The organism is Raoultibacter timonensis (genome assembly GCF_900240215.1).
GTDB lineage: Bacteria > Actinomycetota > Coriobacteriia > Coriobacteriales > Eggerthellaceae > Raoultibacter > Raoultibacter timonensis.
This window is the reverse complement of record NZ_LT964699.1, coordinates 1-882: the sequence shown is the minus strand read 5'-3', so window position 1 is coordinate 882 and position 882 is coordinate 1. Positions and strand designations below refer to the sequence as shown.

The window sequence follows — 882 nt, the reverse complement described above, 5'->3', positions numbered from 1 at the left end:
CGGATGCGCGGCGTACGGCGGAAGGCGCGGCGGCCTCGCCGCGCCTCGATGGCAGGCCGTGCATCGTCTGCTCCGATGCGTTCTTCCGCTATGCGCGCGATCGCGCGTGGGTGCTGCGCGGAGCCGACTTGCGCGTTCGCGCAGGCGCCATCCATGTGCTCGTGGGAGGCAACGGGTCGGGCAAATCGACGATGCTGCGGCTTGTTGCGGGCGTGCTCGAACCCGAACGGGGAAAGGTGGAAAACGGGCTTCGCCGCCGTCAGGCGCTCTTGCCCCAGGACCCCAAGGCGTTGTTCGTGTGCGATTCGGTGCTTGACGAACTGCGCGAATGGCAGAAAGCCTGCGGTTTCGACGATGCCGCGGTCGACGCGGCGGCCGAACGGTTCGGTCTCGCCGATGCCCTCGGGCGCCATCCGTTCGATTTGAGCGGCGGTCAGCAGCAGGGTCTCGCCTTTGCGAAGCTTTTGCTGACTGGGCCCGATCTGCTGCTGCTCGACGAACCTACCAAGGGGCTCGATGCGCCCTCGAAGGTTGTGCTGGCGCGAGAGCTCGAACGGTTGCGCGATCGGGGCGCTACGATCGTCGTCGCCACGCATGACCTTTCGTTCGCTTCGGTTCTCGCCGACGAGCTGTCCATGCTGTTCGACGGCGAAGTCGTGAGCACTGAGCCGACCGAGGCGTTCTTCTCCCGCAACCTGTTCTACCGCTATCGGGAGGACGGGTTCTTGCGGGCGTGGGCTGCCTCGTCTTCTGACGGGGGATGCATCTGACGTGATCGCCCGCGTTCTCCCCAAGCTCGAGATCCCCGCGCTCGCTGCCGTCCTGGCGGCGTTGGCGTTCGGCGCTGTCGCGCAGTTCGATCAGACCGCGCTCCTCTCGCTG

The 882-nt window shown here is 66.7% G+C and carries 1 protein-coding gene; it reads left to right on the top strand.

Annotated features, from left to right (window positions below; translation table 11 throughout):
- Nucleotides 1-770 (top strand): ATP-binding cassette domain-containing protein (locus C1722_RS16610; RefSeq protein WP_146040730.1); only part of this gene is annotated, 770 nt, incomplete at its 5' end.
- Between the last annotated feature and the right edge of the window lie 112 nt (nt 771-882).